This window comes from Pseudomonadota bacterium, from assembly GCA_039818985.1.
Lineage (GTDB): Bacteria > Pseudomonadota > Alphaproteobacteria > Sphingomonadales > Sphingomonadaceae > Alterisphingorhabdus.
Map to the genome: position 1 here is coordinate 1,958,791 of JBCBSU010000001.1, position 23,300 is coordinate 1,982,090.

At 58.9% G+C, this 23,300-nt stretch carries 26 protein-coding genes; 7 read left to right on the forward strand and 19 right to left on the reverse strand.

Features of this window, described 5'->3' with window-relative positions; all coding sequences use genetic code 11:
- Position 1: 1 nt before the first annotated feature.
- Genes AAFX04_09410 through maiA form a run of 3 tightly spaced genes read right to left on the reverse strand, consistent with a single transcriptional unit; the run spans position 2 to position 3,302 of the window.
- Complete coding sequence (locus AAFX04_09410) at positions 2 to 490, reverse strand: MarR family winged helix-turn-helix transcriptional regulator (GenBank protein MEO1045643.1); 489 nt, start codon at positions 488 to 490, stop codon at positions 2 to 4.
- Positions 490 to 2,670, reverse strand: a complete 2,181-nt coding sequence (locus tag AAFX04_09415) for a TonB-dependent receptor (protein ID MEO1045644.1) — start codon at positions 2,668 to 2,670, stop codon at positions 490 to 492. The genes AAFX04_09410 and AAFX04_09415 overlap by 1 nt, the downstream gene beginning before the upstream one ends.
- Positions 2,667 to 3,302 (reverse strand): maleylacetoacetate isomerase, encoded by a 636-nt coding sequence (maiA, locus tag AAFX04_09420; GenBank protein MEO1045645.1) that lies wholly within the window; start codon positions 3,300 to 3,302, stop codon positions 2,667 to 2,669. The genes AAFX04_09415 and maiA overlap by 4 nt, the downstream gene beginning before the upstream one ends.
- A gap of 114 nt (positions 3,303 to 3,416) precedes the next feature.
- On the opposite strand from maiA, the gene AAFX04_09425 reads away from it, so the two are divergent.
- Positions 3,417 to 4,022 (forward strand): TIGR04282 family arsenosugar biosynthesis glycosyltransferase, encoded by a 606-nt coding sequence (locus AAFX04_09425; protein ID MEO1045646.1) that lies wholly within the window; start codon positions 3,417 to 3,419, stop codon positions 4,020 to 4,022.
- Complete coding sequence (locus AAFX04_09430; GenBank protein ID MEO1045647.1) at positions 4,019 to 4,756, forward strand: glycosyltransferase; 738 nt, start codon at positions 4,019 to 4,021, stop codon at positions 4,754 to 4,756. Before AAFX04_09425 ends, AAFX04_09430 begins: the two co-directional genes overlap by 4 nt.
- 12 nt (positions 4,757 to 4,768) lie before the next feature.
- On the opposite strand, the gene AAFX04_09435 is transcribed toward AAFX04_09430, so the two are convergent.
- A complete protein-coding gene (locus tag AAFX04_09435; GenBank protein ID MEO1045648.1) occupies positions 4,769 to 5,785 on the reverse strand; it encodes an SDR family oxidoreductase in 1,017 nt (338 codons plus the stop codon).
- Between the two features lie 20 nt (positions 5,786 to 5,805).
- Complete coding sequence (locus AAFX04_09440; GenBank protein ID MEO1045649.1) at positions 5,806 to 6,861, reverse strand: methyltransferase domain-containing protein; 1,056 nt, start codon at positions 6,859 to 6,861, stop codon at positions 5,806 to 5,808.
- Positions 6,862 to 7,000: 139 nt separating this feature from the next.
- Between AAFX04_09440 and AAFX04_09445 the strand changes: the two genes are divergently transcribed.
- Complete coding sequence (locus AAFX04_09445) at positions 7,001 to 8,428, forward strand: FAD-dependent oxidoreductase (protein MEO1045650.1); 1,428 nt, start codon at positions 7,001 to 7,003, stop codon at positions 8,426 to 8,428.
- Between the two features lie 4 nt (positions 8,429 to 8,432).
- Here the strand turns inward: AAFX04_09445 and AAFX04_09450 are convergent, their stop codons facing one another.
- Positions 8,433 to 9,425: a glycerophosphodiester phosphodiesterase family protein gene (locus AAFX04_09450; protein MEO1045651.1), complete on the reverse strand. Its 993-nt coding sequence runs from the start codon at positions 9,423 to 9,425 to the stop codon at positions 8,433 to 8,435.
- A 200-nt stretch (positions 9,426 to 9,625) separates the two neighbouring features.
- Here AAFX04_09450 and AAFX04_09455 point away from each other — a divergent pair, with 200 nt between their 5' ends.
- Positions 9,626 to 10,198, forward strand: a complete 573-nt coding sequence (locus AAFX04_09455; GenBank protein ID MEO1045652.1) for a rhodanese-like domain-containing protein — start codon at positions 9,626 to 9,628, stop codon at positions 10,196 to 10,198.
- A 188-nt stretch (positions 10,199 to 10,386) separates the two neighbouring features.
- Positions 10,387 to 11,244: a radical SAM protein gene (locus AAFX04_09460; GenBank protein ID MEO1045653.1), complete on the forward strand. Its 858-nt coding sequence runs from the start codon at positions 10,387 to 10,389 to the stop codon at positions 11,242 to 11,244.
- 6 nt (positions 11,245 to 11,250) lie between these two features.
- On the opposite strand, the gene AAFX04_09465 is transcribed toward AAFX04_09460, so the two are convergent.
- The 9 genes from AAFX04_09465 to leuC form a co-directional block, all read right to left on the reverse strand.
- Positions 11,251 to 12,072: an NUDIX hydrolase gene (locus AAFX04_09465; GenBank protein MEO1045654.1), complete on the reverse strand. Its 822-nt coding sequence runs from the start codon at positions 12,070 to 12,072 to the stop codon at positions 11,251 to 11,253.
- Between the two features lie 395 nt (positions 12,073 to 12,467).
- Complete coding sequence (gene grxD, locus AAFX04_09470; GenBank protein MEO1045655.1) at positions 12,468 to 12,803, reverse strand: Grx4 family monothiol glutaredoxin; 336 nt, start codon at positions 12,801 to 12,803, stop codon at positions 12,468 to 12,470.
- A 29-nt stretch (positions 12,804 to 12,832) separates the two neighbouring features.
- Positions 12,833 to 13,069, reverse strand: a complete 237-nt coding sequence (locus AAFX04_09475; GenBank protein ID MEO1045656.1) for a BolA family transcriptional regulator — start codon at positions 13,067 to 13,069, stop codon at positions 12,833 to 12,835.
- 13 nt (positions 13,070 to 13,082) lie between these two features.
- Positions 13,083 to 13,409: a DUF1476 domain-containing protein gene (locus AAFX04_09480; protein ID MEO1045657.1), complete on the reverse strand. Its 327-nt coding sequence runs from the start codon at positions 13,407 to 13,409 to the stop codon at positions 13,083 to 13,085.
- Between the two features lie 77 nt (positions 13,410 to 13,486).
- Positions 13,487 to 14,482 carry an NADPH:quinone oxidoreductase family protein gene (locus AAFX04_09485; protein MEO1045658.1) on the reverse strand — a complete coding sequence of 332 codons (996 nt, stop codon included), beginning with the start codon at positions 14,480 to 14,482 and terminating at the stop codon, positions 13,487 to 13,489.
- A gap of 45 nt (positions 14,483 to 14,527) precedes the next feature.
- Positions 14,528 to 15,115, reverse strand: coding sequence for a 3-isopropylmalate dehydratase small subunit (gene leuD / locus AAFX04_09490; protein MEO1045659.1), 588 nt, complete (start codon positions 15,113 to 15,115; stop codon positions 14,528 to 14,530).
- Positions 15,116 to 15,118: 3 nt separating this feature from the next.
- Positions 15,119 to 15,334: a hypothetical protein gene (locus AAFX04_09495; GenBank protein MEO1045660.1), complete on the reverse strand. Its 216-nt coding sequence runs from the start codon at positions 15,332 to 15,334 to the stop codon at positions 15,119 to 15,121.
- 28 nt (positions 15,335 to 15,362) lie between these two features.
- Positions 15,363 to 15,785: an aldehyde-activating protein gene (locus tag AAFX04_09500; GenBank protein ID MEO1045661.1), complete on the reverse strand. Its 423-nt coding sequence runs from the start codon at positions 15,783 to 15,785 to the stop codon at positions 15,363 to 15,365.
- Positions 15,785 to 17,221, reverse strand: coding sequence for a 3-isopropylmalate dehydratase large subunit (gene leuC / locus AAFX04_09505; protein MEO1045662.1), 1,437 nt, complete (start codon positions 17,219 to 17,221; stop codon positions 15,785 to 15,787). The genes AAFX04_09500 and leuC overlap by 1 nt, the downstream gene beginning before the upstream one ends.
- Before the next feature lie 123 nt (positions 17,222 to 17,344).
- Between leuC and AAFX04_09510 the strand changes: the two genes are divergently transcribed.
- Positions 17,345 to 17,866, forward strand: coding sequence for a sterol desaturase family protein (locus AAFX04_09510; GenBank protein MEO1045663.1), 522 nt, complete (start codon positions 17,345 to 17,347; stop codon positions 17,864 to 17,866).
- 183 nt (positions 17,867 to 18,049) lie between these two features.
- The gene (locus AAFX04_09515; GenBank protein MEO1045664.1) at positions 18,050 to 19,243 is read left to right on the forward strand and encodes an alpha/beta hydrolase-fold protein; all 1,194 of its coding nucleotides are present in this window, start codon (positions 18,050 to 18,052) and stop codon (positions 19,241 to 19,243) included.
- Positions 19,244 to 19,315: 72 nt separating this feature from the next.
- On the opposite strand, the gene AAFX04_09520 is transcribed toward AAFX04_09515, so the two are convergent.
- From AAFX04_09520 to AAFX04_09535, 4 genes are all read right to left on the reverse strand, one after another.
- A complete protein-coding gene (locus AAFX04_09520; protein ID MEO1045665.1) occupies positions 19,316 to 19,942 on the reverse strand; it encodes a hypothetical protein in 627 nt (208 codons plus the stop codon).
- Positions 19,943 to 19,951: 9 nt separating this feature from the next.
- Positions 19,952 to 21,865 (reverse strand): M1 family metallopeptidase, encoded by a 1,914-nt coding sequence (locus AAFX04_09525; protein ID MEO1045666.1) that lies wholly within the window; start codon positions 21,863 to 21,865, stop codon positions 19,952 to 19,954.
- A gap of 103 nt (positions 21,866 to 21,968) precedes the next feature.
- A complete protein-coding gene (locus AAFX04_09530; protein MEO1045667.1) occupies positions 21,969 to 22,325 on the reverse strand; it encodes a hypothetical protein in 357 nt (118 codons plus the stop codon).
- 119 nt (positions 22,326 to 22,444) lie between these two features.
- Positions 22,445 to 23,287, reverse strand: a complete 843-nt coding sequence (locus tag AAFX04_09535) for a DMT family transporter (GenBank protein MEO1045668.1) — start codon at positions 23,285 to 23,287, stop codon at positions 22,445 to 22,447.
- Between the last annotated feature and the right edge of the window lie 13 nt (positions 23,288 to 23,300).

A 23,300-nucleotide genomic window follows, 5' to 3' on the forward strand; every position in this document is an offset into this window, starting at 1 on the left:
CTCAGTCGCCGTCGCGCAGATTGTCGCTGGACTGGCGCAACCGGGTCAGCATGTCACCGAGCTGCGCCGCTTCCTCTGACGACAGCACCGCGAATATCCGCCGTTCCATATCCTCGGCCAACGGCATGATCTCAGTGTAAAGATCCTTACCGGTAGCAGTCAGCACCAGCTGGTGCGATCGGCCATCGCTGGCGTGCGGCGCACGGGCAATCAGCTTGCGTTCGACCAGCGCCTTGCAGGCACGGTTGACCGCAACCTTGTCCATCCGCGTCGCCGCCACCAATTCGCTCTGCGTCGCCTGTTCCAGATCGCCGAGCACCGCCATAATCCGCCATTCGGTGATCTTGAGGCCGAAGCGGCTGCGATATTCCTCGGCAATCAGGTTGCTGACGGTGTTGGTGGTAATTGACAGTTGATAGGGCAGGAAATCCGCCAGCCTTTTGCGGTCAGCCTCGACAGCATTTTTTGCTACAGGATCCCGATTCGCCATCACAGCACCACATTGACGCCGAGCCAGAATGTCTGGGGCCGGGCGCGTTCGATGACACCGGCACCGCTGATCCCGGCCTGTATCTCGGCATCGAAAAGATTTTCCACCCAACCCTCGAGCATCAGTGTATCGCTCAGCCGGTAACCGGCGCGCGCATCAAGAGTAAAGGCGTCGTCGAGCAAACGCGTATTGCCGTCATCCTCGAACTGGCTGCCGATATAGCGCAATGTCACGCCAGCGCTGGCAGCACTGTCCCGCGGCAGCCAATCGAGCGAGGCATTGGCGAAATGCTGTGGCACCTGGGCCGGGCGCAGTCCGTCAATCCCGGCCTGTGCCCCGGCATTGCCCGCCACCTCGCTGTCGACCCAGGCATAGCCCACCGCCAGGGTGAAGGCTCCGATATCGATGGCGGCGTCGATTTCGACGCCCAGCGCTTCGACAGCATCAAGATTCTGCCGCTGGCGAAACACCCCTGCACCCGAGACAAAACCAACCCCGGGGAACAGCCCCGGGCCGCTGTCGAGCGTAACATTGGCGATGGCGTTGTCGAGCTGGTTGTAGAAAACCGTTCCACTGAAGCGCAGCGTGTAAATCTCCCAGTCCAATCCAAACTCCACTCCGCGCAACCGCTCTGGCGCGAGATTTTCGTTCGCCGCCGTTGCATCGGCACCGACGCGAAACGGACGATACAGCTCATTCAGGGTCGGCAGGCGCCAACCGAGATAGGCGGCGCCGCGCAGCGTCAACAGGCTGGCGGCATCATAGGCAAAGCCGATCCGCCCGGTGCCCTCGACGCCATCGCGATCGGCAAAGCGATCATCACTGCGGATCTGTCCGGCAATAGCTGGAGCAAGCTCGAACTCGCGGCGGAAGCCATTGCTGATCGACCAGTAATCGACCCGCCCTCCGCCGGTGAGTAGCAATTCGGGCGTCGTCTGCCAGCTCGCCTCGACATAGCCGCCCAGCGTGTCGGTGCGCCCGCCGGCATTGCGTCCACGCAGAGGTTCCGCATTCTGGAAGAAGAAGCGCTCATTGGTCTCGCCAATGGTGCGGCGCCAGTCGCCGCCTATACGCAGCTCGGCGGTGTCGTCTATTGGCGGACGCAACTCGAATTTCGCGCCGATGCCGGTGCTGGGCACATTGAACTGGTCGAGCACCTGGCGCACCGAATTGCGGTCGGCGGCCACGCTGCCAAAGCTGGTCTCGAATGTGCGCAGTTGGAGATAGGCCAGCGCCTCCCATTGCCAGCGCCCGCGCGACACCAGCCGCAGCGAGGCATCGGCGCCGTCATTGCGGTTGTCGCTGAATGCAAAACCGCGCTCACGCGAATCACTAAAGGCGCGGATATTGGCCTGAAGCTCGGTATCGCCGCTCAACGGCGCGACAAAACGCGCACCAAAGCCATATTGCTGATATTCCGCCGGGCGGTCGACCGCACCGCGCTGTTCCTCGATCACCGGGATAAAGCCATCGCCCCGGGCATATTGCGCCGAGAATGTCAGCCCACCCGCGCCCAGCTTTTGCTGCACCTCGGCATTGGCCTCGAGGCTGTCGCGGCTGCCATAGCGCAGCGCGCCACCATAACGGCTGCTCTCACCCACCCCGACGCTGGAGAGCGCAATCGTGCCCGCCAACGCCCCCGCACCATCGCTGCCGCTGCCACCGCCGCGACGCACCCGCACCATTTCGATTGCTAGCGCATCAAAGCCGGGGAAGCTGACCCAGCCGCCAAAGGGGTCTGCCTGCGGCACGCCATCGAGCGTCAGCAGCGCCCGGCTGGCGGCATTTCCTCCCAGCCCACGCAACGTCACGCCCTGGCTGGTGGGATTGGCCGAGCGTGAATCGGAACGGCGAAACTGCTGCAGACCGGGAATATTGCGCAGCGCATTTTCGATGCGTCCACTGGCCTCATTCGCCAGCGATGCCGGTCCTATTTCGCTGACAGCATAGGCCTTGTCGCCCAGCGGATCGCCCAGATTATCTCCCAATACGACAATGTCGTCGCGCGCGATAATATACGGCTCGACGCTTTGTGGTGGATCGTTACCGGGCTCGCGATCAGGCGTGCAATCAATCAACAGGCATGGGTCCGGCTGCTCCTGTGCCAAGGCGGCGGAAGGCAACAGGGCGATGGCACAGGCCATGGCCGAGCCGGAAAGACAGACGGTTTTCAAAATCATGTTTCGGCGGCAATCCTGTCGGGATGGGCGGCCCTGAATGCCGCGTGTTCGCCTAATGCAGCATGAATATGCGTCAGTTTCGGGAAATCATCCATCGGCAGGCCAAAGCGCTCTGCATTGTACATTTGCGCTGTCAGACAGATATCGGTGAGGTTGGGCGTTTCACCGCCGAAAATGCCTTGCTCCGGTGCGGCTTTTTCCAGCGCGGTGAAGCCCAGCGTCATCCAGTGATGCATCCACTGCACGACATCATCCTGACTGTGCCCGAACGGGTGTTTCAAATACTGCCAGACACGCAGATTGTTGATCGGGTGGATATCGGCGATGATCACCATCGCATCGGACAGCACCCTGGCCCGCGCCACCGGGTCTTGGGGCAATAGGCGCGGCTGGGGGAAACGCGCATCGAGATAATCGATAATCGCCAGCGACTGGGCCAGGTCATGACCATCGATATGCAGCATCGGCACCAGCCCCTGAGGGTTACGCCCAGTATAAGCCGCGCCGCGCTGATCGCCATCGACCAGATTGACCCACTCGGTGTGATAGTCGACGCCTTTCAGATTGAGCGCCAGCCGCACCCGATAGGCGGCGGTCGAACGGAAATAATCATAGAGGATGATCTCTGACATGGCGGTGTCCCTTAGCGGCGAACAGGGCGGGCACCATGATCAGCACATGACATGAATGCAACCTTTGTTTGATTGGCCTTGTTTCCTCGGCAATCCAGCCTATGGCTTGATGCCATGCCCGATAGTGCTTCCGTCATGCTGCGGCTGTTCGCCAAATATCCGGTACCCGGCTATGCCAAGACACGCCTGATCCCGGCGCTGGGTGAAGCAGGGGCAGCGGCGCTGCACCGACAGCTGGCGCATCGGACCTGCGCGACGCTGATTGGCAGCGGCCAGCCGGTGACTGTGCATTATGCAGGAAATGACGAGGCCGCTTTCCGCCAATGGCTCGGCGATGCGCCCGAACATGCCGCACAGCCCGAAGGTGATCTCACCGACCGGCTGCTCGCCGCACTGGGCTATGGTCCGCAGATTTTTTTCGGCGCCGATACACCCGATCTCACCGGCGAGATTGTGCAGCAGGCGGTCGCCGCGCTGCACAGCCATGAGGTAGTCATCGGCCCGGCCGAGGATGGCGGCTATTATCTCATCGGCATGACGCGCCCGCTGCCCGAACTTTTCACCAATATGCCGTGGAGTACCGATCAGGTACTGCCGACGACATTGGCGCGGCTCAAAGCCATGGGCATAGAGCCGCTATTGCTGCCGATGCTCGCCGATTGCGACCGCCCCGAGGATCTGGAACGCTGGCCTGAACTGACAGGAAGCATCGCGCAATGACCGCCGACACCCAGCAACATGTCACGCTGCTGATCCCGACCTGGCAGGAGGAACAGTCGCTGCCCGCGACCATCGCCAATATCGCCACGCTCGACCCCGCGCCCGATGAGGTGCTGCTGGTCGATGGCGGCAGCAGTGATGCAACCATGGAACTGGCAAAACAGGCCGGTTTCCGCGCCATTATCGCGCCGCAAAAGGGGCGCGGGCCGCAGATCAATCATGGCGTTACCGAGGCAGAGAGCCCGATCATCCTGATCCTCCATGCCGACAGTATCTTGCCCGTCGATGCCATCGCCCATGTGCGCCAGACCCTTGGCGACCCGAAAATCGCGCTCGCCACCTTCCTGCCGATTATTCGTGGCAGGAAGACCCGATGGGGCACAACGCTGCACAACTGGATCAAGACCTGGTATCCCATCGTCACCCATCCGCATCTGTTTGTGCGCGGAGTGCGGCTGCTCTTCGGTGATCATGCCATGTTCTTCCGCCGCGATGACTTTCTTGCCATTGGCGGCGTACCCAGCGACGCCACCATCATGGAAGAGGCGGATCTGTGCATCGGCATGGCGACACGTGGAAAGCTGAAGATGACACGCAAGCCGGTCATCACATCGGACCGGCGCATCGCCCATTGGGGGCCGCTCAAGGCCAATTACCGCTATCTCAAAATCGGGATCATGTGGAGCTTTGGCGTGCGCAAGAAGCTGGACGATCTCTATCCTGATATCCGGTAACCTGAACGATCCCTATTTCCAGTCGAGAAACCCGGTTTCATGGCAATGTTCGACCATGCGACGCAGAGCGGGCTTGTCGATATGCGGCGCGGCGAGTCCCGCTCTCTGGGCCATGATGCGGCTTTCAAAGCGTGGCACCCGGGCAAAATAATCGAAAAACTGCGCCCCGACCTTGCGATGCACCATAAGACTGCGCCGGTCGAGCTTGGCAGGATCATAGCTTTCGGGATGGACAATCTCGGCCGGACGGGCGCGCGGATATTCGCCGACAATCTCCAGCATGTCAGCCAGCGGAAAGGCATGATCGGCGACCAGATGCACTGCATCGCCATCAAAGGCCGCCATGTCGTGCACCATCGCCATCAAGCCGGCAATGACATGGTCGATCGGCACAATGGCAAAGGCCGCGCCATCAATTGCCGGGACCCGAGCCAGCAGTGGCGAGCCGAACAGTCGAAACAGGTGATAAAAATCATCCTGGCGCGGAATAGCGCCATCGGAGAGCCGCCCGACAATGATGCTCGGCCGGGCAATGGCGGCGACAAGCCCGGCTGCACGCCCAGTCATGACATAGCTCTCGGCGACTGCTTTGGAACGCTCATAGCCATTGGTGAATATGCGTGACGGATCGGCCGGTTCTTCGGGTACCGCACCGTCGGCGCGGCCGCAGACATAGGCGGTGGAGACATGCAGTAAGGGAACGCCGAGATGCCGCGCCAGCGTCACCGCATTTTTTGCCCCACCCACATTGACCGCATCATAAACCGCGTCGCTGGCGGTGAAATCAGTGGTCGCGGCACAATGCACGATCAGGTCGACATCCGCCGGAAGCTTTGCAAGGCCGAAATGCGTGGCCGCAATGTCGCCCTGCACCGTCTCGACTTCGGCAATACGGTTGCGACCATCCATATCGAGCACATGACGGCCCTCACCCCTGATCACCGCGCAGACAGCATGGCTGCTGTCGAGCAGCGCTCCCGCCATTGCGCCGCCGACCAGGCCTGTTGCACCGGTAAGAAGAATGCGCATCGTCATGCCCGGCAAAAGCTCTAGCAGCAGGCCGCGGCTACCAGCTCGCCATCACCGCTGGGCATGGCGAAAGGCAGCCCGGTGCCGCATCCTTCAAACACGCCATAATGGGTCGAGAAATCGCCGATAAAGTCGAAATGCGGCGCAAAGCGCGTATCGGCCAGCATCTTCCAACTATTGCCGCACACCGGAAAAACGCGGCCGCGCTCAATCATATGGTGCTTGTCGAGCGCAAATAGCCGCTCCTCGCCGGCAACACTGCCCTTATAGATCACCGCCTGGCCATAATCCTCGCATTCCGGCTCCAGCCCGTCGAGCCGAAACAGACGATAGGTGGCCGAGTAGAAGTTGATGCCGTCGAGCTTCGCAGCCACTGCAGGATCGCCAATGCCCAGCGGCCGGTCCTTGACCAGCCTTGGATCGGCAAAGCCGGCTTTCCGGGCCAGATCGAGGAAATCACCCCAGTAGAGCGCGCCCGACAGGCATTCGCCGTGCAGCACCGGATCATCGAGCAGGTGCTGCGGCACCCGCCGTTCCGAATAGACATCGGAGAAATACATCTCGCCGCCGGGCTTGAGCAGCTCAAAGGCATCGCGGAACACCTTGCCCTTGTCGGCGACCAGATTGATGACGCAGTTGGAAACGATGACATCGAAGCTGCCCGGTTCCAGATCGAGCCGATCCAGCCTCTCGATATCGCCTTCGATAAAGCGGGTATTGGGCCGGGCATAGCCGAAACGCTCGGCATGCCAGTCAATGTGCGCATCGGCGACGGCAAGCTGTTCCGGTGTGGTATCGACGCCGACCACCGCGCCCTGCTCGCCGACAAGCTGGGCCAGAATATAGGCGTCCTGTCCAGATCCCGAGCCAAGATCGAGAATGCGCGCGCCCTCGACCGCCTGCGGCGCGATCAGGCCGCAACCATAATAGCGCGCTTTGACATCATCATGGACATTGGCCAGTGCCTCGATCACCGCCCGGGGCGGACGTTCGGCGGTAACACAGGCATCGGTTTTGAGATCATCCGACCCGCCCAGCACCTGGCCATAATATTCTCGGCTGTTTTCGATATTCATGATGTGCCCTTTGTGATTCGCCCCTGGCCCTCGACAATGCTACATGCCCGTCTCCATCGGCATCGGGCAACCGGATTATTTTTATTGGCCCGCGCCAAGTGACTGTAACCTCTCTCATTCCCAAGGCGAAACAACTGCCATGACATACACACATGACATCATCGTGCTGGGCGCAGGCTCGGCCGGGCTCACCGCTGCGGGTGGCTGCGCCATGCTGGGGCTCAATGCAGCACTGGTCGAGCGCAGCGAGATGGGCGGCGACTGCCTCAACACCGGCTGCGTACCGTCCAAAGCCATTATCGCTGCCGCGCACCGGGCACAGGATATGCGCACGGCGAAGAAATTCGGCATCGACAATGTCGAGCCCAGGGTCGATTTCCAGGCGGTGCATGACCATATCCATGCCGCCATCGCCACCATCGCGCCGGAAGACAGCCAGGAACGGTTCGAGGAAATGGGCGTCGATGTTATTCGCGGCAATGCCAGCTTTACCGGGCCAAAATCGCTGACCGTGGCGCTTAATGCCGGCGGGACGCGCGAGATCAGCGCACCGCGCATCGTCATCGCCACCGGCAGCCGCGCCTTTGTGCCGCCGATTGACGGCATCAATGATGTGCCGTTCATGACCAATGAGAATATCTGGGGTCTCACCGAACTGCCCAGGCATCTGATCGTGCTCGGTGGCGGACCTATCGGTATGGAGATGGCGCAGAGCTTCCGCCGCCTCGGCAGTGAAGTCACCGTCGCTACTGTCGGACGCCCCTTCCCCAAAGATGATGACGAGGCCGCCGAAATCGTCATCGCCCGGCTGCGCGAGGAAGGCATTGTCATCAACGAAAATGCCCGCGCCAACGAGGTGCGGATGGAAGGCGATACCATCATCCTCACCACCGATAGCGGCGAGGAGCTCAGCGGCAGCCATTTGCTGATCGCCACCGGCCGTGAAGTCAATTTCGATGGTCTCAACCTCGAAGTCGCCGGGGTTGCCTATGACAGGGCGGGTATCACTGTCGATGCCCGTCGCCGCTCCAGCCAGAAGCATATCTATGCCATTGGCGACTGCCGTCCGGGGCCGCATTTCACTCATGTTTCCGGCTATGAAGGCTCCAATGTCGTGCTCGAAGTCGGCTTCGGGCTGCCGAGCAAGGCCGATTACAAGGCCCTGCCCTGGGTCACTTATGTCGACCCGGAACTGGCACAGGTCGGCATGACCGAGAAACAGGCGCGCGAGCAACATGGCGACACAATCACCGTGTGGCGCGAGGATTTCTCGCATAATGACCGTGCCGTCACCGAGCTTGAAACCACCGGCTTTGTCAAAATCGTCAAAAAGGGCGGCAAGGTGCTTGGTGCCACCATCGTCGGGGCTCATGCCGGCGACATGCTGCTGCCCTGGTCGATGGCGATCACCGGCAAGTCCAACACCTTCGGCATGGCCAGTTTGATCGTGCCCTATCCCAACCGCGCCGAGCACAGCAAGGCAGCGGCCTTTGCTTCGGACGAGGCCAAGGTGTTCAACAAATGGACCAAAGGCTGGGCGCGGTTCCTCGCAAAACTGCGGCGGTGAGACCTTAGCGCGCTTGCCAGGCCGGACCGATAGTCTCTATCGCGTCAGTCCAGATCCAGCCGTCAAATCCATTCGGGATTCCCGTCAAATCCTCCGGATTTGTAATACCCGGCGCCCCGTTTTCATTCTCCACCTCACCAAGAATGATTACGGTTGTTCCAGCCTCTTGCATGCGCAGCAGAAACCGGTTGGGCCAACCCCAGACGAGGTGTCGGAAATGTATCGGCACACCGATAACGCTATTCTTGCAGGCTTCCGGAACGATCGTGCTCCATCCAAATTTTGCATAGGCAAAGGTGCAGCGCTTCATGTCAGCCTTGGTGAAGGCAAAACCGGAAGGATGTATCTCTTTCCAGCGCTCGACCGGCCGGTCCCCTCCATATACGGCAATCCGGTCATCAATATCGATTTCATGGCGCTGCAGATAGGCAAGCAAATGGTCCGCTTCCTTTATCCAGCGGCTCTTGAAGTTGATGAGAAATCTCCTCTCCGGGAATGCCTCGAGAACTTCGGCCAGAGATGGCATCATGCCCTTCCCCTTGCCGCGAAAAGGATAGGTGTTACCGGCGTCTGCAGTGTATCCCCAGCCGATATCGAGAGTTTTCAGATAAGCCATTGACTGCTCGCGTGTAACGCCGCGTCCTTCGGTACGGCAATCGACTTCCCAGTCGTGAAATACCGCAAAATCGCCATCCGTTGTCGGGTGGATGTCGATCTCCAATATGTCGGCACCTGCGGCAAAGCTGGCCTCAATGGAGGGTATCGTGTTTTCCAGATAGGGATTGGTAGAAGGAAGCATTCTCGTCGCCGTGCAGGTATCATTGTCGATACCTGCACGATCATAAAGCTGGTGGATACCGCGATGGGCCATGAGAGTGGCCTGACCAAGGGGTCGCGGGGCCAGCCATGATGCGTTCAGCAAATAGATGATTACGACCAGCACGAATAATATACCCGATATCATCCGAAACCTGCTGATCGATTTCCTGAGCTTCATCAACTGGGCACTCCTGAATTTTTTCGCACGGGAAAGGTTTTAGACTGTAGCATAGAGCAGGACAACGCGTACCGAGGCCGGGGCATTGAACAGATACGCCAGAGGCTGGCGCGGTTCCTTGCGAAGCCCAGGTGGTGGACAATTCACAGATAGTTCAGTCGCAACAGCGCACTGTCTGTCTTCGCTTGCAGGAGAATATCATGCGCGCTGTTATCACCATTGCCGTAGTTGCCCTTGCCATACCGAGCACCCTTGCTGCACAGGAGACGCCAGCTGCGCCCCAAACCGAAGCTCAGGTGGATTATCAGGGCTTTGCTGAGCTTACCGATAAAGTCTTTGCCTATCGCCAGCAGCGTCTTGTGAGTCTGGAAGAATTCAACCGGCGGGCTGCGACGGAAGATGTACTGATCCTCGACACCCGTTCTGCCGCAGCCTTTGCTGCCGGGCACGTAAAAGGCGCTGTCAACCTGCCTTTTTCCGACTTTACCGATGAGAAACTGCGCAAAGTAATCGGCGATGACCAGGATCGCCAGATCCTGATCTACTGCAACAATAATTTTCGCGACAATGCCTTCCCGGTTGTTGGTAAGAAAGCAACTCTGGCGCTCAATATCCCGACCTTTATCAACCTTTATGGCTATGGCTATCGCAATGTCTATGAACTCAAGGGCAGCTATTATCTGGCTGATCCGGAAATCGCATGGACCGGCGAGCGCCCCGATCCGAACAATCCGCTGCTCAGACTGCCCATAGGGCAAAGGCAATTACGCTGATGACAGTCCCGGAATGTGCGGCTAGATTGTAAATTCCTCTCGCCGCAGTATCGGGGCACAGACCTATCGCCAGCCAGCCAAAACCAGAAGACAGCCCGTTTGCGCTGCCCGAAAAGCAGCCACTTGATCCAGCCAAGTTCCAGAACCCTGATGTCACCGCCGGGGGCGAGAAACGCGCCTCGGTCGATATGCGGGCGCTGGAAACGCTGTGGATCAATACCGGGACGCTGTGCAACCTTGCCTGTGCCTCCTGCTATATAGAGAGCAGCCCGACCAACGACGCGCTGGTCTATATCCGCCATGACGAGGTGCTCGTCTATCTTGACGAGATCCGTGATGAGGCGCTGCCGACGCGCGAAATCGCCTTTACCGGAGGCGAGCCGTTCATGAACCCAGACATCATGCCGATCCTGACCAGTTGCCTTGAGCGTGGCTTTCACGTGCTGGTACTGACCAATGCAATGCGGCCGATGCGGCGGCACGAAACGGCACTGCTCGAGCTGAAAGCACGCTATGGCAACCGGTTGACGCTGCGCATAAGCCTCGACCATTACAGCCAGGCAGTGCATGAGGCAGAGCGTGGCGCCAATAGCTGGCACAAGGCCATGGATGGCCTCAAATGGCTGGCGCAAAATGGCTTTCGAATCGCTATTGCCGGACGGCGACTGGCCAGCGAGAACGAAGAACAGGGGCGCGCCGGCTTTGCCGGGCTGTTCGTCACTGAAGCGCTGCCTGTCGACCTCGATGACCCCAACCAGTTTGTGCAGTTTCCCGAGATGGATGCGGGCGCTGATATCGCCGAGATCACCACCCGATGCTGGGATATTCTCAGCGTCGACCCTGCCTCGATCATGTGCGCCACCAGCCGCATGGTGGTGAAACACAAGGGTAACGAGAAACCAACCGTCGCCGCCTGCACGCTGCTGCCCTATGATGCAGCCTTCGACATGGGCCAGACGCTGAAACAGGCGTCACGCTCGGTAAAGCTCAACCATCCGCATTGCGCCCGCTTCTGCGTCCTGGGTGGCGCGAGCTGTTCGGCCTGATATGGTCTAACCCCGCATTGCGCCGCTGATCGGTTCCGAAGTCACCGGATAGCCCAGACCATCGGGCACGCACAGATGCGGTTCGCCGGTTCGCTCTTCAATAAATGGAGTGACAAGCTGCGGCGGATACGCTTCGGCATGCGCCACCAGCGCGGCATGGCTGTTACACAGGGCCAGCTTTTCCAGATTGCGCCGCGTCGGGAAGATCAGCTTGATTTCGCCCTGTTCGGCGCGGTCGAGCACCTGCTGCGCCGTCGCCCAGAACAATTTGCGGTTCTCGGTATCGTCAACCACCGCCTGTTCCTCGGGCAATGTCGCCCGCGCGATATAGAAGCGCGTGTCGAATACGCGCTTCTCGTTAAAAGGCGGTCGCCAGCGGGCAAAATAGGTCAGGCTCTGCGGCTCGAGCTGCAACCCGAAGCGGTCGACCACAGCATCGAAATGGCTGTCTCCCGAAGCCTCAGCACGGATCGCGGCAATTGCCTCCGCTTGAGGCACTGTCGCTATTGCCACTGGATAGCGCGCCTCCTCGATGGTTTCGCGGATCGCGGCAATGCGCCCGGCCATATCCGCCAGCGCCTCGTCTTCATTCGCATTATCAGCGGAGCGACCGAGAAACCGGCGCGCCAGCACATAATCGCCACTGTCGACGCGGCCACCAGGGAACACCACCGCGCCTGCGGCAAAGGCCATTTTGCCCGAACGTTCAACCATCAGCAATTTGGGCGGCCCCTCTGGCTGGTCGGCAGCAACAATGATGGTGGCAGCGGGCGTTGCGGCTATCAGCGGCTTGCCGGTCAGTGGATCGGTACTGGGCATGTCATCCATGGCCGATGAGATGGCGGAGCCATAGTCGCCATGCAAGTAAAACCGGCAATCGGCAAAATCCGGCAGGATTTTTTGCCGCTTTGCCGACCTGATTTGCCGCTCATGTCAGCATTTTTTACATGCCGGAAAGTGTTACCGGCGCGATAACCATCTAAATCGCTGTTTCTTATGTGCCCGCCGAAACTGGCACGGCCCCTGCATAGTTTACAGCGTTCCTACTGGTTCACTTGGAGGGCGGTCTGCTTTTCTGGTCTCTAGCAGACCGCCTCCCCGACCCTTTCCCAAGGGACAGGCCACCACCCGTCAGGCCTGGACCCGCAAAAAGAAAAGCCGCACCTTTCCCGACAAAAAGGTGCGGCTTTTCTGTGTCTTCTATCCTCGGATGAGGTCTGTGGTCAGGACTCCGCCTTGGCGACCTGCTTTTCTTCCATCATGGTTTCCAGCTCGCCAGCCTCGAACATCTCCATCATAATGTCCGAACCGCCGACAAACTCGCCCTTGACGTAGAGCTGGGGGATGGTCGGCCAGTCGGAATAGGTCTTGATCCCCTGGCGCACTTCCATGTCCTGCAACACATCGACGCTCTCATAGGCAACACCAAGGCGGTCGAGAATGGCGACCGCGCGGCTGGAGAAGCCGCATTGCGGGAAAAGCGGAGTGCCCTTCATGAACAGGACGACATCATTTTCGGAAACCGTTTTCCCGATTTTTTCTTGGGTGGCATCGGTCATGGGATTGTTCCTTGCATTGGGGGTTATGGTCAGGAAGTGGGTACCGCAGTCGTCAGTTGCAAGGCATGAAGCACGCCGCCCATGCGCCCGCCCAGTGCGGCATAGACCGCCTTGTGCTGGTTGACCCGGCTGATTCCGCGAAAGCTCTCCGACACTACATGCGCCGCATAATGGTCGCCATCGCCGGCAAGGTCGGTGATCGTCACCTCGGCATCGGGGATCGCCTCGCGGATCATTTTCTCTATATCCTCGGCCTGCATCGGCATGGCTGGCTAATCCTCAGCTATTCTCTTCGGTGAACTGGCGCCGAGCCTCGATCATCTGTTCATCGAGTGCCGCACGGACACCGGCATCATCGATATCGACACCGGCCGAAGTCAGGTCGCCAAGCAGCTTGCGGATTACATCCTCATCGCCGGCCTCCTCGAAATCGGCCTGGACCACCGATTTGGCATAGGCATCGGTTTCTTCCGGCGTCAGCGACATTTTCGCCGCAGCCCATTGGCCGAGCAGCCGGTTGCGCCGTGCGGTGATGCGGAATTCCACATCCTCGTCGTGCGCCATCTTGTTTTCAAATGCCTTTTCGCGATCCTTGAAAGTGGTCATATGTTCCGTCCTGACAATCCTGTGGCGAATATTTCTCACCAGCACTAAGCCGCACCGGCGAGTCACGCAAGCGCTGCTTACATTGTCACGACCAGCTTGCCGATGGCTTCACGATTGGCCAGCTTGGCAATCGCCTTGGGCGCATCCTCGAAGCCAAAGGTCTCGGATATCTTCGGACTAATCTTGCCTGCGCCCCACAGATCGAACAGCTCCGCGATATTGGCGCCGTTGCGCTGCGGCTCGCGTGCGGCAAAGGCGCCCCAGAACACGCCACAGACATCACAGCTTTTGAGCAGCGTCAGATTGAGCGGCAATTTGGCAATGCCGGCAGGGAAGCCGACAACAAGGAAACGCCCTTCCCAGCCGATCGAACGCAGCGCCGGCTCGCTATAGTCACCGCCCACCGCATCATAGATGACGTCGGCGCCATTGGGACCAACCGCTTCCTTGAATTTCTGGCTAAGTTCCTTGGACTGCGCCTTATCGAATGGCTGGCGGTCGTAGATTACCGCTTCATCGGCACCGCTTGTCTTGGCGGCTTCAGCCTTGGCCTCGCTCGAGACCGCAGCGACGACGCGGGCGCCATAGGCCTTGCCCAGCTCCACTGCGGCGAGGCCAACACCCCCGGCGGCGCCAAGCACCAGCAGCGTATCACCCTGTTTGATATGGCCACGATCCTTGAGTGCATGGATCGATGTGCCATAGGTCATCAGCAGCGACGCACCCTGTTCAAAGGAGAAAGCATCAGGCAGGCGATAAACGCCCGCAGCGGCGACGGTGATTTTTTCCACCAGTCCGCCAAAGCCGGTGCCGGCAATCACCCTATCACCGACAGCAAAATCGGTGACGCCCTCGCCCACCGCCTCGACCACACCGGCAATCTCGCTGCCCGGCGCGAATGGCCGCGGCGGGCGCAGCTGATAAAGATCCTGGATAATCAGCGCATCGGGAAAGTTGATCGAACAGGCCTTGACCGAAACCAGCAACTCGCCGGCACCGGGTGTCGGATCATCGACCTCGGTCATCTCCAGCGTATCGGGACCTCCAACCTGTTTCGACAAAAGCGCGCGCATCATCTTCTCCTGAATGGTTCTGAATAAAGTTCTGTAGGAATTGGGTTATTGCGGCACAAGCCAGGGCGTGGACTCGGCTTGGCGGCGTTCATGCGCATCGATTGCATCGGCATCGGCCAGCGTCAACGCGACTTCGTCGAGACCGTTGATCAGGCAGTGCTTGCGGAACGGATCGAGGCTGAAGGCAAAGCGGTCCTGAAACGGCGTGGTAACCGTCTCGGTTTCGAGATCGATGGTAATTTCATTGGTCTGGGCAACCTCGAGCAGCCGGTCGATCTGATCCTGTGGCAGAACCACCGTGACCAGTCCGTTCTTGAACGCATTGCCCGAGAAAATATCGGAAAATCCTGGGGCGATTACCGCTGTGATTCCCATGTCACGCATCGCCCAAACGGCATGTTCACGGCTCGAGCCACAGCCGAAATTGTCACCCGCGATCAATATCGAAGCGCCCTGATTTGCCGGATCGTCAAAGACATTGCCCGAATGTGCCCGTACGCTCTCGAACGCACCTTGCCCCAGCCCATCGCGGCTGATGGTTTTGAGCCATTTGGCCGGAATGATGATGTCGGTATCGATATTGACCGCGCCCCAGGGATAGGCGCGGCCCGATACGCGCTTGACCGGCGTCACCGCTCAGTCGCTCTCATATTGTTCGCCCTCGGGCGGTGGCGGCATCTCATCACCCTTTTTCGCATCGGCCTTGGCCCCGGCCTTGCGCCGCAAGGCGCTGTTGCCGGCATAGAGCAAAGCCGCCATCAGCGCCGCCGATCCAACCGCAGCGCCTACCATGGCACCGGTGGACCAGCCTTCCTTGTTATCAGGGCCCTTTTCATTGTCATTGTCAGTCATGGTCATCACTCTTCAACATAATCTGTAATCAGCAGCAGCACAGTCCAGCCAACCCGGTTTCTGGAACAATCACGTCAGGTCTGCGATATCCCAATTCAGAGACGTCATCCCAACTCGCGCCATCAGGGTATTTGATCGTAACACCCGCTGATGCAGCTGCTTCCATCAAACGCATATTTACACCCATCCGGTCCTGCGGGAACCCCTTGAGTGACGTCCAGTGGGTAACATTGCCACAATGGCCACAAAAATGCGATATGAGCGCGGGAACGCCGATGTCATTGCGGATGAATTCGCGTGTTTCTCCGGTGATGATGACATCTTGCGGCGCAAAATAACCCCAAAGCGCACCGCTGCGTAAACACAGCGAACAGTTACAATTGTTGATATGTGTCGGCCTTGCTTTCAGCTCTATGGTGACAGCACCGCAAATGCATTGCCCCCGCAGCATTAGGCAAGTCGCCTGACATCGATCAATCTGCCGGTTATCGCCGCTGCGGCTGCCATGGCCGGAGACAGCAGATGTGTCCGCGCGCCCGGTCCCTGCCTTCCCTCGAAATTACGGTTGCTGGTCGAGGCGCAGCGTTCGCCTGCGGGCACCTTGTCGGGGTTCATGCCGAGACAGGCCGAGCAGCCCGGCTCACGCCATTCGAAACCGGCATTTTTGAACACCATGTCGAGACCTTCTGCCTCGGCCTGGTGCTTGACCAGACCCGACCCCGGCACGATCAGCGCAGTTTTGACCTGATCCGATTTCTTCCTGTCACCGATCACCGCAGCGGCGGCACGCAGATCTTCGATCCGGCTGTTGGTACAGCTGCCGATAAACACATGGTCGATGGCGATATCGGTCATCGCCGTGCCCGGCTCCAGCCCCATATAGGCGAGCGACTTGGCCGCAGCAGCGCGCTTGCCGGCATCACCAAAACTCGCCGGATCGGGGACATGACCGGAAATGCCGACCACATCTTCAGGGCTGGTCCCCCAGGTGACGCTGGGCTCGACCACAGCAGCATTAATGGTGATACTCTTGTCGAATAGCGCACCGTCATCGCTTCTCAGGGTCCGCCAATAGCCACAGGCCGCGTCCCATTGCTCGCTCCCGGGTGCCATGGGCCGTCCCTTGAGATAGGCGAAGGTGGTCTGATCGGGCGCGATCAGACCAGCGCGCGCGCCCGCCTCGATCGACATATTGGCCATGGTCAGCCGACCCTCAATCGACATGCGCTCCACCGCAGACCCACGATATTCAATGACATGACCGGTAGCGCCGCTGGTGCCGATGGTGCCGATGATATGCAGGATCAGGTCCTTGGGCGTGACGCCCAGCGGCACCTCGCCCTCGACCCGCACCTCCATCGCCAGCGATTTGCGCAGCAATAGCGTCTGCGTCGCCAACACATGCTCGACCTCGCTGGTGCCAATGCCGAAAGCCAGCGCCCCCAATGCACCATGCGCCGAAGTATGGCTGTCACCGCAGACCAGCGTTGTGCCTGGCAGGGTGAAGCCCTGTTCCGGTCCGACGACATGGACAATCCCCTGATTGCGATGGGTCGCACCGAAATAGGGAATGCCGAACGCAGCAACATTATTCTCCAGCGCTGCCAGCTGGGCTGCGCTCTGAGGATCGGCGATCGGCAGGCGCGAACCATCGGCCGCCAGCCGCGCCGTGGTCGGCAGGTTGTGATCGGGCACAGCCAATGTCAGATCGGGGCGGCGTACCGGTCGGCCAGCCTGGCGCAGCGCCTCAAATGCCTGCGGGCTGGTCACCTCGTGCACCAGATGCCGGTCGATATAGATCAGCGCGGTGCCGTCATCGCGTGTCGACACGACATGCGCATCCCAGATCTTTTCATACAGCGTTTTTGGTTGCCTGTTCTCGTCCATAGCCACGTCTTAGATAGTTCATACGCCAAGGCAAAGTGTGATATGGATATTGTCCAGCAAATCATTATGTAGGAAGCGAAGGCTAACCGCTACAGTTCAGCGACAGAGGACAGCAAAGCGATTATGAATATCTGGGTCATCCTTGCGATAGTCATAGCCACCGTCATCTTCATGGAGTTTGTCGCCTGGTGGAGCCACAAATATATCATGCATGGCTGGGGCTGGGCCTGGCACCGCGACCATCATGAGCCGCATGACAATATCCTCGAGAAGAACGACCTGTTCGCCGTGGTCGGCTCGGTTACGGCGATGAGCCTGTTTGCCATGGGGGTTTTTGTCGCCGAGATATTCTGGTGGATTGCCGTGGGCGTCACTATTTATGGCGGCATCTACACGCTGATCCATGACGGGCTGGTGCACCAGCGCTATTTCCGCTGGGTGCCCAAGCGTGGCTATGCCAAGCGGCTGGTTCAGGCGCACAAGCTGCACCACGCCACCATCGGCAAGGAAGGCGGTGTCAGCTTTGGTTTCGTTTTCGCCGAAGATCCGGCCAAGCTCAAAAAGGAACTCAAGCGCCAACGTGAGGAAGGTACGGCGAAAGTACGGCCATCGGCGCAGCTTGAACCGGACGCTGTGGCCGATTGACAGGTTTGAGCCTCTCATAATCTCGCGCAGGAACACGAAGGCACAGAGATAAAAGCATCTCTCCCTGGTTCGCAAAACCCCTTTACACCACTGGAACAGCTGACTAGAGAGCAGTACCGACTACACTTGTAGTCGGTACTGCTCTAACGATCATTTTGTTGGAAGCCGGCAAAGGAAATTCGCATGAAGATTGCACCTGGAGTCGTTGCTTTCGTCGCCTCCGTTCTGACGCTTATGCTTGCGCCAAATCTGTCGGCACAAGAGCCGGTTGTATCAGCAAGCGAGATCGCAGTGCGTTCTGATATCCTCAATGAGGATCGACCCGTTATCGTTTCATTGCCCGATGGTTACGAAGACAGCGATGCCGATTATCCTGTCTTGTACATGCTCGATGGCCGTCAAAATATGACGCACGCCATAGCGACAATCGACACGCTCAGCTCGCTGGGCTTCGTGCCGAAAATGATCTTTGTCGGCATAGTCAGTACCAATCGCGCGCGCGATTACACGCCTTCCGCTGTAGAAGGCGATGCCAATAGCGGCGGCGCTGCCAGTTTTCTGGCCTTTCTTGAGACAGAGCTGATTCCGTCGATTGAACAAGAATACCAAACCAGCGACCACCGCATATTGGAAGGCCATTCCTTTGGCGGCCTGTTCGGCGCCTATGCCTTAATGGAACGCCCGGGCCTTTTTGACGCCTATATCATTCTATCACCCGCCCTTTGGTGGGGTGGCGAAGAGATGAATGCCCGGGCCAAGGTATATTTCTCCGCCAACCCGCAGCCAGCGGCAAAAATCTATTTCGGTATAGGCGAGCAAGACGGCGATGGCATGCGTCAGGAATTGGGGCGTTTTGTCGAAACGCTGGAAACTGCAAAGCCAGAAGGCCTTGTGTGGCGCCATGAAGAAATTGCAGGCGAGGATCATATGTCTATCCGCCTGCCCGGCCATTATCAGGGTCTGCGCTATGTTTTTGAAGATTTGCAATTCACCATGGCAGACACCGGCTTCGACATAGATGACTTTATCGCCCATGAGGTCAATATCCGCGCGCGCTATGGCACGGCTGCCCGACAGCGCGAAGCGATTTATCAGAATTATGGAATAGCGCTACTTCAGGCGGAACGTGCGGATGAGGCGGCAACCGTGTTTGAATATCTCGTCCAAGGCTATCCTGGCTATCACGCCAACCTTAATTTGCTGGCGCAGGCTTATGAGGCAGCGGGCCGGTGCGAATCCGCCATCACCGCCTATGAAAGCGCCGCCAAGGCTTCAACCACCCAGACCGGCACATTCACCCGCGCTGGTTATGAAGAAAAGGCCTCCCGGCTGCGCGCGGCGATGGCGGATGGGGATGCAATGTGTAAGGATCAGTAGGACCAAGCCGTCGATGATCTCGCGCGGAGATTTAAGTTATCTCCCCTCCCCTAAAGGAGAGGGGCTTTAATCTCACTTTGAAAATACAAAATCCGTCCAAGTTGACGTATCGCTATCTACTGAATCTTCTGGAAAGTGGTGTTCCACCCAGCGGCCTTCTCTCCCTACTGCAAGATTGTACTTCATTCTCCAGCTATTACCGGGAAACTTCTTGTGCAAGATTTGGACCTGTTTGTGCGAGCCACGATAGAATCTTGGACGCCCGCCATTCTCATTTTCCTGAAAGCCGAAAAAGGGTGTCCAGAACCCAGCATAATCTTCAAGTTCCCACGCTCCCAAGTCAATCCACTCGCTGCCGTCATAAATACTCTCTCCCATCTGCGCGGAGAGGTGAATGCGGTGGAGTTTGCCAGTATCTGTATTCTCAACATACAAATCCATGGCCGTGGGCTCGCCATCTTTTGCTTTGCCGCAGATATATAATGAATTTTGGTCATGCATCAGAAGAAGAGACACGTCGCTAGACAGAGAAATTTCTGTCGCAGCATCCCATTCATCACCACCACAGCGACCGTCCAACAATGCGGCTTCTTCGGTTGAATTGACCATTATCGGTTCGGAGGCCATAGCAGTCGCAGCTGCGAACGAAGCGAAACCCCAGACTGGAAGCGATTTCAAAATAGTCTTCAGATTTTTCATAGCTGTTCTTTACCCCTCCCAACCCACAAGCGGGTCAACCTGACTGCGTGTATAGGAATGATAGCCCGCGCGTGTTCGTGCGTATAGCGGTTTGGCAATGGCCATGCCCCATTCGCCCTGTTGGCTCAGCGCCTTGTATAGCGGCGCAACAAATTTGTTGCGGCCTATGCGGGTGAGGAAGGCTTCGGCCTGCGGCACGGCTGGCTGATACTGGTTGCGCAGCGCCGCCTCCAGCCACAGGAACAGCACTTCGTTATTGCCGGTCCTTGAGACGCGCAGCGCATCATCCAGCATGGTCAGTTCAGCAGCGCTCAGTTTTGCAGGCAGTTTGCGCATAAAGCGCATCTGTTCGGCACCGCTCCAGCCGGTCCATGTTTCAACCGGCAATGTGCGGCTCTCGACATAGATCCTGGCCGCGCTATCAACGGCGGCAAAGGCGGCCGGATCGGGCTTGACGGCATTGCCGGGGATGCCGGTGCCGTAAACCCATTCATCGAGCATCAGCTTTGCTTCCAGCTCGGCATCGCCCTTGATCAGGCCCTCGCGGATTTCTGCCAGCCACATCTCCGACGTCGCAGGCTGAAACGCATGGCGATCAAACCAGCCGCGCATCCATGCATCGAACTTCTCGCGCCCGACAATCTGTTCCACTGTACGCAGGAACACCGTGCCCTTGTCATAAATCGCTTCACCAGCGGTTTCGAACGGCGTGATATTATCGGGCGTGCGCATGGCGGTGGCAGGGTTGTCCGCGCCGCGCTCCTCGACCATTGCCACCAGCGAGCCATAGCTCAACGCATATTCCTGTTCGGCGCGCTTTTTGCCGAACACGGACTCGCTGATGCGGCTCTCAAAATAGGAGGTCACGCCTTCATTCAGCCAGCCATCGCTCCAGCTGGCATAGGTCACCAGATTGCCCGACCAGCTATGCGCCAGCTCATGCGCGACCAGCCCGGTATTGCTGCGGTCCCCGGCGATAAAGGTCGGCGTCAAAAAAGTCATCACCGGGTTTTCCATGCCGCCATAGGGGAAGCTGGGCGGCAGTACGATCATGTCATAACGGCCCCAGCGATAGGGGCCATAAATCGCCTCGGCCGCGTCGATCATTGCCTCGGTATCAACCAGCTCTGCCTTGGCGGTTTCCAGCATTGACGGCTCGGCCCAAACGCCCGAGCGTGGCCCCAGTTCGGCAAAAGCAATATCGCCCGCCGCAATGGCGATAAGATAAGGCGGCACGGTCTTGTCCATGGTGAAGGCAAAGCGGTGTATCCCCTCACCCGCCGGTTCCGCCTCGCCCTGCAGGATTCCGCTCATCACGACGTTGAGGTCCTCAGGCGCGGTGATCGTCGCTTCCCAGCTCTGGCGGATGCCTGGGCTGTCCTGTGTCGGGATCCAGCTGCGGTTGAGGATCGCCTGCCCCTGGCTGAACATGAACGGCTTTTCACCACCGGCAGTCTGTTCCGGCGACAACCACTGCAGCGCCACCGCATCGGGGCCGCTGGCATAGGTGATAGTGATTTTCTGCGGCGCTGCGCCGCTATCCCGATTAAAACGGATGGTAAAAGGCGCGCCGATCGTCCCCATGTCCTCGCCGATGGTATAATCAAGCGCATTGCCTTGCGGATCGGTTACGCTTTCGACCAGCAGGCCTTTGGAATCGAGGATGATCTCACTGGCTTCGGGTGCAGCGACAATGTCCAGCGTAGCACTGCCCTCGACACGCCTGGCATCAAAATCCAGCGTCAGGTCAAGGTCAACATGGGTGACACGCGCTTCCAGCGGCCTGGCAAAGGTAAGTTCATCACGGGCCTGTTCACTGGTCAATATCGGCGCGACAGCCGGCTTCTGTTCAGCTGTAGAGACCGTGGAACAGCCGATGCTCACAGCCAGAACAGGCGCAAAAAGGGACAGGGACAAACGCATAGCAACTCCTGAAACAAGAAAAACTCCGTACCCAGCCAAGGATACGGAGTCAGCAATTTTCTATGGCCTGCCTATATTGCAGGGCGTGTAATATTCTGAATTATCAGAGAAACATCGTCTTCGGGTTTTTGATCGGCTCTTCCTTCTGCGCCGCCAGCATCGCCACTACGGTGCGGACGATGACCCATATTGCGATCAGCGGGTAAAGAAGCGCACCGATAAACACGAACAGCAGCACAAAGGCGATAAGGCTCGCTACAAGCCCGATGACGAAGGTGTAGATGTGGAAGGTATAATGACTGGTCTCCCAGCCGCTGCCGCCCTCACCGCGCCAGACAAAGGCCAGTACCACGCCGACCAGACCCGACACTCCGGTCAGAAATGATCCGAGATAGAGCAGCGCGACAATTGTCGGCTGGTTGAACTTGAAACCATCAGCACTTTTTTCTTTTTCGGCCATTATCTTTCTCCCATTCCCCGCACGCTGCATCATTGGCACCGCGCTGCACTCCGAGTAAGACTATAGCAAGGGTGTGGTATTTGAGCAATACACAATTGCAGCATAGCCAGTCACAACCTCTATGGCCTGCGCATGATCGTCAGGCCGATCCCGGCCAATATGATCGCGCCGCCAATGGCCACACGCGCGGTCAGCGCTTCACCGAGCAGGACAATGCCACCCATTGCGGCGATGGCAGGGACCGAGAGCTGCGCCACGGCAGCATTTGTCACGCTGAGCCGCGGCAGCACGGCATACCATAGTACATAGCCCAGACCCGAGGTAATCGCTCCGGAAGCTACTGCCAGCATGATGCCGGGCAGCGTCACCGGCCCGGAAAGGCCGGCCAGTGCTACCAGCAAGAGGCAGAAGACCAGCGAACCGGAAAAATTCGCGGCGGTTGTCTGTACTGGATCGGCCACACCGCGCCCGAGCCAGCTATAAATGCCCCATGCAATGCCCGCCCCGGCCATGGCCAGCCCTGGCAGAAGTGGCGGCGCCGCAACGCCGGGCAGCAATAGCCACACCAGTCCGGCAAAGGCCAGCGCCGTCCCCATGAGCTGCAAGGCGCTGGGATAGCTGCCCCGGGCAAGGCCGATGCCCTGCATCGTCATCTGCACACAGCCGAACAGGATCAGCGCGCCGGTGGCCGCTGTCAGGCCGAGATAGGCCCAGGAAAACAGCGCGGCATAGGCAAACAGCATGGCCGGCATCATCCATGCCGCAAGGCTGAACTGCTTCGGAAAGGCGATGGCGCCATTGCGGATGGCGACCAGAACGACAAGGAACAGTGCACCGGAGAACAGCCGGATGATGGTAAAATCAGCCCAGCCTATAGCCCCATCGGCCAGCGCCGCGCGGTTTAGCAGCGAATTGCCTGCAAAGGCGATCAACGCCAGGAGCAAAAGGGTGAAAATGCGCATTGCGCCGCCTGCG

What these genes read in the sequence shown, in the direction of transcription:
- AAFX04_09485 (MEO1045658.1), bottom strand. Translation starts at nt 14,482, where the DNA reads ATGCGCGCGCTTTTGTCGAAACAGGTTGGAGGTCCCGATACGCTGGAG.
- AAFX04_09525 (MEO1045666.1), bottom strand. Translation starts at nt 21,865, where the DNA reads ATGCGTTTGTCCCTGTCCCTTTTTGCGCCTGTTCTGGCTGTGAGCATC.
- AAFX04_09455 (MEO1045652.1), top strand. Translation starts at nt 9,626, where the DNA reads ATGCGCGCTGTTATCACCATTGCCGTAGTTGCCCTTGCCATACCGAGC.
- AAFX04_09465 (MEO1045654.1), bottom strand. Translation starts at nt 12,072, where the DNA reads ATGGATGACATGCCCAGTACCGATCCACTGACCGGCAAGCCGCTGATA.
- AAFX04_09520 (MEO1045665.1), bottom strand. Translation starts at nt 19,942, where the DNA reads ATGAAAAATCTGAAGACTATTTTGAAATCGCTTCCAGTCTGGGGTTTC.
- leuC (MEO1045662.1), bottom strand. Translation starts at nt 17,221, where the DNA reads ATGGACGAGAACAGGCAACCAAAAACGCTGTATGAAAAGATCTGGGAT.
- AAFX04_09480 (MEO1045657.1), bottom strand. Translation starts at nt 13,409, where the DNA reads ATGACCACTTTCAAGGATCGCGAAAAGGCATTTGAAAACAAGATGGCG.
- AAFX04_09410 (MEO1045643.1), bottom strand. Translation starts at nt 490, where the DNA reads ATGGCGAATCGGGATCCTGTAGCAAAAAATGCTGTCGAGGCTGACCGC.
- AAFX04_09425 (MEO1045646.1), top strand. Translation starts at nt 3,417, where the DNA reads ATGCCCGATAGTGCTTCCGTCATGCTGCGGCTGTTCGCCAAATATCCG.
- AAFX04_09535 (MEO1045668.1), bottom strand. Translation starts at nt 23,287, where the DNA reads ATGCGCATTTTCACCCTTTTGCTCCTGGCGTTGATCGCCTTTGCAGGC.
- AAFX04_09445 (MEO1045650.1), top strand. Translation starts at nt 7,001, where the DNA reads ATGACATACACACATGACATCATCGTGCTGGGCGCAGGCTCGGCCGGG.
- maiA (MEO1045645.1), bottom strand. Translation starts at nt 3,302, where the DNA reads ATGTCAGAGATCATCCTCTATGATTATTTCCGTTCGACCGCCGCCTAT.
- AAFX04_09440 (MEO1045649.1), bottom strand. Translation starts at nt 6,861, where the DNA reads ATGAATATCGAAAACAGCCGAGAATATTATGGCCAGGTGCTGGGCGGG.
- AAFX04_09450 (MEO1045651.1), bottom strand. Translation starts at nt 9,425, where the DNA reads ATGAAGCTCAGGAAATCGATCAGCAGGTTTCGGATGATATCGGGTATA.
- AAFX04_09500 (MEO1045661.1), bottom strand. Translation starts at nt 15,785, where the DNA reads ATGCTGCGGGGGCAATGCATTTGCGGTGCTGTCACCATAGAGCTGAAA.
- grxD (MEO1045655.1), bottom strand. Translation starts at nt 12,803, where the DNA reads ATGACCGATGCCACCCAAGAAAAAATCGGGAAAACGGTTTCCGAAAAT.
- AAFX04_09435 (MEO1045648.1), bottom strand. Translation starts at nt 5,785, where the DNA reads ATGCGCATTCTTCTTACCGGTGCAACAGGCCTGGTCGGCGGCGCAATG.
- AAFX04_09475 (MEO1045656.1), bottom strand. Translation starts at nt 13,069, where the DNA reads ATGCCGATGCAGGCCGAGGATATAGAGAAAATGATCCGCGAGGCGATC.
- AAFX04_09430 (MEO1045647.1), top strand. Translation starts at nt 4,019, where the DNA reads ATGACCGCCGACACCCAGCAACATGTCACGCTGCTGATCCCGACCTGG.
- AAFX04_09515 (MEO1045664.1), top strand. Translation starts at nt 18,050, where the DNA reads ATGAAGATTGCACCTGGAGTCGTTGCTTTCGTCGCCTCCGTTCTGACG.
- AAFX04_09530 (MEO1045667.1), bottom strand. Translation starts at nt 22,325, where the DNA reads ATGGCCGAAAAAGAAAAAAGTGCTGATGGTTTCAAGTTCAACCAGCCG.
- AAFX04_09495 (MEO1045660.1), bottom strand. Translation starts at nt 15,334, where the DNA reads ATGACTGACAATGACAATGAAAAGGGCCCTGATAACAAGGAAGGCTGG.
- AAFX04_09415 (MEO1045644.1), bottom strand. Translation starts at nt 2,670, where the DNA reads ATGATTTTGAAAACCGTCTGTCTTTCCGGCTCGGCCATGGCCTGTGCC.
- AAFX04_09510 (MEO1045663.1), top strand. Translation starts at nt 17,345, where the DNA reads ATGAATATCTGGGTCATCCTTGCGATAGTCATAGCCACCGTCATCTTC.
- AAFX04_09460 (MEO1045653.1), top strand. Translation starts at nt 10,387, where the DNA reads ATGCGGGCGCTGGAAACGCTGTGGATCAATACCGGGACGCTGTGCAAC.